7 protein-coding genes, 1 tRNA gene and 1 other RNA gene are annotated in these 7,349 nt (G+C 38.0%); 1 reads left to right on the forward strand and 8 read right to left on the reverse strand.

Going from position 1 to position 7,349, the window contains the following annotated elements; all coding sequences use genetic code 11:
* Positions 1-19: 19 nt before the first annotated feature.
* A complete protein-coding gene (locus tag ACLR96_RS07070; RefSeq protein WP_177270002.1) occupies positions 20-1,483 on the reverse strand; it encodes a polysaccharide deacetylase family protein in 1,464 nt (487 codons plus the stop codon).
* 185 nt (positions 1,484-1,668) lie between these two features.
* Between ACLR96_RS07070 and mscL the strand changes: the two genes are divergently transcribed.
* Positions 1,669-2,073: a large conductance mechanosensitive channel protein MscL gene (mscL, locus tag ACLR96_RS07075; RefSeq protein WP_177270004.1), complete on the forward strand. Its 405-nt coding sequence runs from the start codon at positions 1,669-1,671 to the stop codon at positions 2,071-2,073.
* Between the two features lie 2 nt (positions 2,074-2,075).
* Here the strand turns inward: mscL and ACLR96_RS07080 are convergent, their stop codons facing one another.
* The 7 genes from ACLR96_RS07080 to ACLR96_RS07110 all read right to left on the reverse strand — a co-directional run.
* Complete coding sequence (locus ACLR96_RS07080) at positions 2,076-2,909, reverse strand: DUF368 domain-containing protein (RefSeq protein ID WP_412265496.1); 834 nt, start codon at positions 2,907-2,909, stop codon at positions 2,076-2,078.
* Positions 2,910-3,071: 162 nt separating this feature from the next.
* Positions 3,072-3,158 (reverse strand) — tRNA-Leu (locus ACLR96_RS07085).
* Between the two features lie 105 nt (positions 3,159-3,263).
* Positions 3,264-3,615, reverse strand: an RNA gene (gene rnpB / locus ACLR96_RS07090) — RNase P RNA component class A.
* Between the two features lie 55 nt (positions 3,616-3,670).
* Positions 3,671-4,516: a Nif3-like dinuclear metal center hexameric protein gene (locus ACLR96_RS07095; protein ID WP_177268034.1), complete on the reverse strand. Its 846-nt coding sequence runs from the start codon at positions 4,514-4,516 to the stop codon at positions 3,671-3,673.
* On the reverse strand, positions 4,509-5,267 hold the full coding sequence (locus ACLR96_RS07100) for a tRNA (adenine(22)-N(1))-methyltransferase TrmK (RefSeq protein WP_177268036.1): 759 nt from the start codon (positions 5,265-5,267) through the stop codon (positions 4,509-4,511). The genes ACLR96_RS07095 and ACLR96_RS07100 overlap by 8 nt, the downstream gene beginning before the upstream one ends.
* A gap of 4 nt (positions 5,268-5,271) precedes the next feature.
* Complete coding sequence (gene rpoD / locus ACLR96_RS07105; protein WP_412265500.1) at positions 5,272-6,417, reverse strand: RNA polymerase sigma factor RpoD; 1,146 nt, start codon at positions 6,415-6,417, stop codon at positions 5,272-5,274.
* A 127-nt stretch (positions 6,418-6,544) separates the two neighbouring features.
* The coding region (locus ACLR96_RS07110) for a DnaB-like helicase N-terminal domain-containing protein (RefSeq protein WP_412265498.1) at positions 6,545-7,349 on the reverse strand (805 nt) is incomplete at its 5' end.

Here is a 7,349-nt window from a genome sequence, read left to right on the forward strand (position 1 = left end):
TTATATCAAATAAGTACATTTAAAAAGTTCTGTAAACTTGTCCTTTTTGAGGGTCTTCTCCTGTTTTGTATTTTATCATCTCGCTTACTGTAACAAGCTGATAACCATTTTCTTTAAGCCATGGTACGATGAGTTCTGTAGCATCTGCAGTAGAATCATAAATGGAATGCATCAATATTATCTTTCCATCAAGATTCTTCATTTTCTTGACTTCTTCAAATATCTTTTTACCATCACGGCTCTTCCAGTCAAGAGTATCTACGGTCCACATTATCACAGGCATTGCTGACATCTTATTTATGGTATCGTTTGTCTCGCCGTAGCTTGGTCTGAAAGCTGTAGGATCTTCTCCCGTCACTGCTTTTATGGCTGCATTAGTATCATCAAACTGCTTTTGTATCTGTTCAGGTTTAAGCTTTGTCAGTACAGGATGATTCCATGTATGGGTTCCTATCTGACATCCAAGATCATAAGCAGTTTTCAAGTTAGCTGAATTTCCGGCAACCCTGCTTCCCAGATAAAAAAATGTAGCTACATCGCCGTTTTTTCTTAAGCACTCAAGTATCCTTGTCTCCGCACCGCCTCCCGGCCCATCATCATATGTTAGAGCTACCATAGGTTTTGTCGGATCTATATATCGTTCCAGAATCTTATTTCTGAGTCCCGTTCCCATATCAGCCTCAGGGATTCCTGCAGATATGACACCCCTTGATTCGTCCAGTACAGTTCCTTCGTCGAAAAAAAATGTAACACCGGTATCCGTAAGAGCATATTTATTAAAATTATTCTCCCCGGCTGTGACATAATCTTGCCACCCATCCTTTAATTCGTCCTTTTTGTAATTTTTTCTGAAATATTTCATAAAAAATTCAGAACATATTTCTTTATATTTTTCTGAAAAAATCTGCTGAGGTATAAGAATTTTTCCTGTTTTAGCAGAAAACTGATATGTATATATCATCGAAGCATCCTGCTCCATGTCCTTCTTTCTTTCACTGTTTTCTGATTCATATATAGAAAGGCTTATTACTCCTTTATCTGATTCATATACACTTGATCTTAATATCAAGGCATGTTCCAAAGGTCTATAATTTCTCTGATCTTCATATCTCTTTGCCCTCGATTCTTCCTCAGCATTCTTATCCTGCTGATACTTTTCTTTAATCTCCTTTATCTTCTGATCTCGAAAGACTGCTATAGATTCATTGTCACAAACGCCATAATCTATTACATACGATATGGGCCTTCCGTATTCATAATCAATCTTGGTTTTCCCTCTTACACTGAACTGTGAAGTTTTCTTCAGTTCATCATCCGCATATTCCCTAAACTCATCCTCATTTTGATAAACATTAGTCGATATGTATGATATGAGGCCTATACAAACTGTAGCGATCAGAACTGCAATAAAGATTATAAAGAGAATAATATGCCTTTTCCTTTTTTTTCTGATCCGATCCATATGGCGCTGTTCCCTGTTCATTTTTTTCCCCATTTCCTTAAAATATTACAAATTTATTATACACCTGCTTATACCTTAAGGACAAATATTCTATACAAAGAGAAAATTTAGTCGACATACTTCTCAAGGTTTTACATACGCCGGCAATAATGTTAAAATACTTTAAATAAGTTACAGGAAAACAGAAAGAAAATCAAGGTGAACAAATGAAAAAGTTTTTTAATGAATTTAAGGAATTTGCCATGAAAGGAAATGTTATGGATATGGCTGTAGGTATCATCATCGGAGCCGCATTCACAGCCATAGTGACTTCACTGGTAAACGACATTCTTTCTCCCATAATCGGCCTTCTGGTCCGCGTCGACTTCAATGATCTGGCAGTTACTGTATCAGGCGTAGATCTTAAATACGGTTCATTCATCATGGCAATAATCAATTTTATCATCGTAGCCTTTGCTCTTTTCATACTGATAAAAGCCATGAACAAAGCAATGTCAATAGCCAGAAAACCCAAAGAAAAAGCTCCTGCGACTAAGGAATGTCCTTACTGCAAGAGCGAAATATCCATACATGCCAGAAGATGTCCACACTGCACATCATACCTTCAATAAAATCAAAATTTATTGGAAATAAACAAAATAATTCCTATCCCTGCCGACAGAGTGACAGCACACAATATTATTTCCGCTCCGGCAGGGACACCGGGAAAAACTTCTGCAAGAGATCCTAAAACAAATCCCAAAATCATAAGATACGTAGGCTGAGGAAATTGTAACATAGCTTTCTCAAGAATCTTAGTAGTCAAAATTATTCCCAATATCAAACCTAAACCCAAAGGAATCAAAAACGGCATATACACCTGACTTATGGCAGTGACAGTTTCATCATAAAGCCCCATTACCAAAAGAAGATATGAAACACTTATTCCGGGAAGTACTAAAGCTATAGCCGCTATAAAGCCGGCAAGAACCAGAAAAAGCATTCCTTTCAAATCTGCGTCAAGGGAAGAATCCGAACCCCCTATCGGTATAAAAGCCACCGCTGTAACTATAACTATACCGACAACCACATAAAAGAGACCTCTTATGGAAAACTTTTTGAGTTCTGATTTTTTAAATATCAAAGGCACTCCGCCCAATACAGCACCCATAAAGAAATAAAGAGTAGGCATAGGAAATTCCTCTATAAGATATAATATCGGTCTGGAAAGCAAAAACATTCCCAGTATCCCTCCTGCCGAAAACAACAGAAGAAATTTAAAGCTGGCACTTTTATGTTTCATAAATGAACTTACCGAATAAATCAAATCATCATATATGCCCAGTATTATCGCCATGGATCCTCCGCTGACTCCCGGAACAAGCATTGTTCCTCCTACTATAAGACCTTTTATCAATGTCCAAAAATTATTATTTCCTATTCTCGGTTCCATATAATTTTTCTGCACTGTATCTGTTTCCCTTTCTTAAAACGCTATTTCCCTTATAGAAATGCCGACGCTTCCAGCTTCATCTTAAAACTCTTCACTGTTAATATTTATTTCATAATAACAAAAATGCAAATTTCCAAAGATCATTAACCATTGAAAAATTTGCATTTTAGTTTTTCGTGGTGCGGATAAAGGGATTCGAACCCCCATGAAGTAACCCTCACACGGACCTGAACCGTGCGCGTCTGCCAATTCCGCCATATCCGCATATCCAGCGACTTTTACATTATACTATATTTTCAAATTTTTGCAAGGGAATAATAATAATTTGTCCCTGTTTTTTATTCGGCAATATCAATTTTATTTCAATAAGATTTGGGCAAGACATAAGCCGGGTTCTGTATCAGACAATCATCTATCTTGGCCTGCCGTTACCGACAGGCTCATGCGACCTACCTCCCGGACAGCGACGGGCCGCCGCTTTTTATGTCCTGCTTGGTCTTGCTCCGAATGGGGTTTACACGGAAAATATGTTACCATATTCTCCTGTGAGCTCTTACCTCACAATTTCAACCTTACCACGGCATTATCCGTTTCGGCGGTATGTTTCTGTTGCACTTTCCCTATAGTTACCTACGCCGGACGTTATCCGGCATCCTTGCCCTGCGGAGCCCGGACTTTCCTCATATATCCCGAAGATATACGCGATTGTCAGTCTTACCCAAAAAATTATAACATTAATATTTATAACACAATCAACTTCTTTTGTAAAGAAATCCTTACAGCATCCTAAAAGGATCAAGATCTATAGCTGATTCAATTATTTTTACGTTTTCCGGCACTTTTTTCTGTAATTTTTCTCTCATAACCGCTGCAAAAAATTTTTCTGTCCCATAATGACCTGCATCCAAAACACAAATGCCATGAGCTAAAGCATCTCTGGCTTCATGATATTTAACATCGCCTGTTATAAAAAGTTGACACCCTGATGCAGCAGCCATCTTCATAAGATCAGCGCCTGCCCCCGTACATATTCCTATGATAGTTATTTCACGATTAAGATCACCTGTTATCCTCATCTGCCTCACACTCATATCAAGCTGTGCGGCTACCATGCCTGCAATCTGAATACAGCTGGCAGGTTCCTTCAATTTTCCTATGCGTCCTATATCCGCTTCATCCTTATTTTCACACATTTTTTCAGGAGAAACTATATCTTCGCCTTTCAAATTTTTAACTGAAGATAAACCAAGTCGTCCGGCTAATATATCATTGTTTCCACCTTTTACTTTATCAAATGGTGTATGACAGGAATAAACTGATATTTTGCCGGATATCAGCTTCATAACAGCTCTGTCATATGATTCCCTATAATTTAATTTTCTAATTCCGCTGAATATAAGAGGATGATGACTTATTATCATATCTGCACCCATATCAACAGCTTCATCGGCAACGGACTCATCGATTTCAAGACATGTAAGTATCCTGCGAATTTTTCTGTCATCAAAGCCTATAATAAGTCCGCTGTTATCCCATGTCTCCTGCAATGAAACGGGAGCTATAGTTTCTATGATATCTGCTATGTCAAAAACGCTCACTGTATTTTTCTTTTTGTTATCCATTTTTTCTGTATTCCTCCAACAATCCCTTTAAATAATATATAGCGCTGCATATATTTGCTTCAAGAATATGATCTCGTTTTTTTGAAAGCATCACATTTTCCAATTTCTTTTTCTCTATGTCAAGATTTCTCATAATGAATTCTTCCACAGGTCCTGTTGCCTCGGTTATCCATGGAGGCAATCTGTAAAATATCATGTTATCATTATTCCCCTGTATATTACAATCTGTTATACACAGACACTGACCGTCATCATCACGTATCTCAGATCCCGGGCTCAGTACAGTGATTATTTCTGTTATGTACTTGCCTTCCTCAGCAAGATCTTCATGAATTATGGTAAATCCGTTTTCTAAAAGCCATTTTCTCAGCTCCCCCTGTCTGATTCTGGGTTGAAGAATGAATTTTCTGAAAGAACTTGTGAGTTTCATATCTGCGTTCATTATATCTCTTATGAGTTTTCCGCCCATTCCCGCTATCACAACAGTATCTACTTCAGACTTTTTCAATACGGAAAGGCCATCGCCAGTTCTGAAATATATACCGGATCCAATATCCGCATATTCTCTGAAATTACGCTGTCCCTTCATGAGAGAGGATTCACTCACATCAGTCATTACTGCCATAGGAGATATACCTGAATTGACCATATATATAGGCAAAAAACCATGATCTGTACCTATATCAGCCATGGTTTCGCCTTTGCTTATTCTGCCTGCTATTGTCTGTAATCTATTACTTAAATTGATCATATCTTTATTCCAAATAATCTTTGAGTTTTTTGCTTCTTGTAGGATGTCTTAGTTTTCTCAAAGCTTTAGCCTCAATTTGTCTTATTCTCTCACGTGTTACATCAAATTTCTTGCCGACTTCTTCCAATGTTCTGGCTCTGCCGTCTTCAAGACCGAATCTGAGCTTAAGAACTTTCTGTTCTCTTTCCGTAAGAGTTCCCAGCACATCGACAAGCTGCTCTTTAAGCATCGAAAATGCAGCTGCTTCAGCAGGTGCCGGAGCATCATCATCTGGAATGAAATCTCCTAAATGACTGTCTTCCTCTTCTCCTATAGGGGTCTCCAAAGATACAGGTTCTTGTGATATTTTAAGTATTTCTCTGACTTTTTCAACAGAAATTCCCATTTCAGCAGCTATTTCATCAGGTGTAGGTTCTCTTCCTTCCTCCTGCAGAAGCTGCCTTGATACCCTTATCAGCTTATTTATAGTTTCCACCATATGAACAGGTATCCTTATAGTCCTCGCCTGATCAGCTATAGATCTTGTTATGGCCTGTCTTATCCACCACGTCGCATATGTGCTGAATTTATAACCCTTTGTCCAGTCAAACTTGTCCACTGCTTTTATGAGACCTAAGTTTCCCTCCTGTATAAGATCCAAAAACAGCATACCTCTGCCTACATACTTCTTTGCTATACTCACTACCAGCCTGAGATTTGCTTCACATAGCTTCTGTTTAGCATATTCATCACCCTGCTCCATACGTTTCGCAAGATCTATTTCCTCCTGAGCTGTAAGAAGAGGAACTTTTCCGATTTCTTTAAGATACATTCTTACAGGATCATCTACCGCAATATTTTTTGAAATGGTAGCTTCAAGATCTATCTCTTTAGCCCCCGGATTTTCTGCGATAACAGCTTCCACCTCAGGATCTTCTATCTCATCTTCATCTATTTCCAGAAGATCTATATCATCCGGTTCACTTTCCAGATTTACTTCAATCCCCTTGCTCATGAGAGTTTCATAAATATCATCCATCTGGTCTTTATCTATATCCATATCTCCCAGTCTGTCCGAAACTTCGGTATACGTCAGCACCTTTTTTGACTTGGCAGCAGCTTTCTCTGTTAAATCCTTTATTATCTGCGCCTTTGTTTCATCATCTAAGATCATTGTTTCTGCCGTCTTATTTTTCAGCGGCATATTTTTTTCACTTTTCACTGTTCTTTCCTCAGAAATATTTTCATCTGAAATTTTACTGTTTATATTTTTGATCTCAACCATTTCCTATGCCCCCTTATTTCTTCAATTCTTTCTGTATCTCAATAAGCTGTCTTGTGAGCTTGATGATCTCTTCACGATTTTCTTCTTCGTCAGCCATGGAAAGCCGTATCATCAATTCTTTTTCCTGCCGTTTCAGCGACCTTTCTCTGATTCGAGCTATGCAATCATCAAATACCGCTTTTTCTCTTCCTGCCGGAATTAGCTCTTCTTCTATTTCTGCCAGACACTCTATATCATCTTCATCCAATATGTCCTTCAATTTATTCATATCTACAGATTCCCCATCATCATATAAAGAAATCATTGCTTCATATATATTTTTCCCGGAGCTGCTTTCAAAAGCAGTTTCCTTTATATCATCGGGAATATTGATATATCCGGAATCAAGAATCATGAGTTTTATCAAATCCTTCTCTATAAGAGACATTGAATCTCGCTTATTATCCTCCTGTTCAGTTCTGCGGTTGATATCAGAAGGATGTTCGAAATTCTTCACCTGACTATTATTGCCTAAATACTCAAATCTTATAGCACCCTCTGAAACGCCTGTGTCCTCAGCTAATTTCTTTATATATATATCAGCTTCCACCGGCTTCATTGATTTTAAAATATCAACAGCTTCTCCTATATAATCTATACGCTGCTGCTGATCGTTCATATCATATTTGGCTTTCGCAAAATCAAGCTTAAAGTCTCCGTAAGGCTGAGCATTATCTATAAGCCGGATAAATGCTTTCCTTCCGTTTTTCTTGATAAACTCATCAGGATCTTTTCCTTCTGTTACTTTTAGAACTCTTGCTCTGCAGCTTTCTTTATAA

Origin of the sequence: Lentihominibacter sp., from assembly GCF_046951855.1 — a bacterium.
Lineage (GTDB): Bacteria > Bacillota > Clostridia > Peptostreptococcales > Anaerovoracaceae > Lentihominibacter > Lentihominibacter hominis.